General features: G+C 75.1%; 1 protein-coding gene. It reads left to right on the forward strand.

The window, feature by feature from the left end; genetic code table 11:
- The first annotated feature begins 93 nt into the window (after positions 1-93).
- The gene (locus A9O63_RS01040) at positions 94-954 is read left to right on the forward strand and encodes a glycoside hydrolase family 16 protein (protein WP_069330254.1); all 861 of its coding nucleotides are present in this window, start codon (positions 94-96) and stop codon (positions 952-954) included.
- Positions 955-974: the final 20 nt, after the last annotated feature.

The raw sequence follows: 974 nt of genomic DNA on the forward strand, positions 1-974 counted from the left end.
GAGCGGGCCGCCCTGCCCCGCACCGCCGCTCGAGGCGCCTTGGCGGAGCCCGCCGCCGCGGGGCCGACCATCCCTTCTGACCAGGAGAGTTTCATGGCCATCGATCCCGACCTCACCCCCCTTCTCGACGGGCTTTCGGCCCGCCTTGCGGCGCTCGAGGCCGCGCCCGCCGGCACCCCGGCCGATTTCCTCCCCGTCACGGTGCGGGTCTCGGCGCTCGAGGACCGGCTGTCGGCCATGGCCGTGGCGCTGGCCGCGACCGGCGCCTCCGGGCCCGACGGCAGCCCCGGTCCGGTGACCCTGCCCACGGGCTACCGGCGCGCGGGCGATTTCCGCCGCGCCCGCGGGGATGCGGCCGACTGGGCGGTGGACGAGCTCATCATGACCACCTGGCTCGGCGGCGCGGGCACGATGGGCGATCCCTCGCTCTGCCAGTGGGAGAGCGCGGGATCGGTGCTCCTGAAACATGTGGACGGCACCCCGCCGCGCTCGGGCGTGCTGCAGCTCAACCGGCCCGCCCCAACCACCGGTCCCTGGGGCGCGCTGCTCGAGGTGGTCGATCCGGGCGCCGTCTGCGCCTTCTTCACCTATGCCCGGACGGCCCGCGAGTTCGACTTCGAGCTGATCAAGAAGGACGGCCAGCCGGTCTGGGCGGTGGGCATCCACATGCCGAAGGCGGGCGGGGGCACGGTCTCGTCCGAGAAGGTGCTGGTGCCGCTCGCGGCGGGCGTCCACCGCTACGAGATCGCCCAGGATGCCGAGGCCGTGACCTTCCGGATCGACGGGGCGCAGGTCGCGCGCTTCACCCCGGCCGACGTGCCCGGCGCCACCTGGGAGATGGAGACGCCGATGCAGATCCTCTGCTCGGTCGAGCACCACGGCGCCTGGGCGGGCTGGGAGGCGGCCGACTATGCGGGCGGCGCCGCGCTGCGCCTTCACGCGCTGCGCGCCTGACGGCCCCCTGCCGCGGCCCC

The organism is Cereibacter johrii (genome assembly GCF_001720585.1).
In the GTDB taxonomy this organism is placed as follows: domain Bacteria; phylum Pseudomonadota; class Alphaproteobacteria; order Rhodobacterales; family Rhodobacteraceae; genus Cereibacter_A; species Cereibacter_A johrii.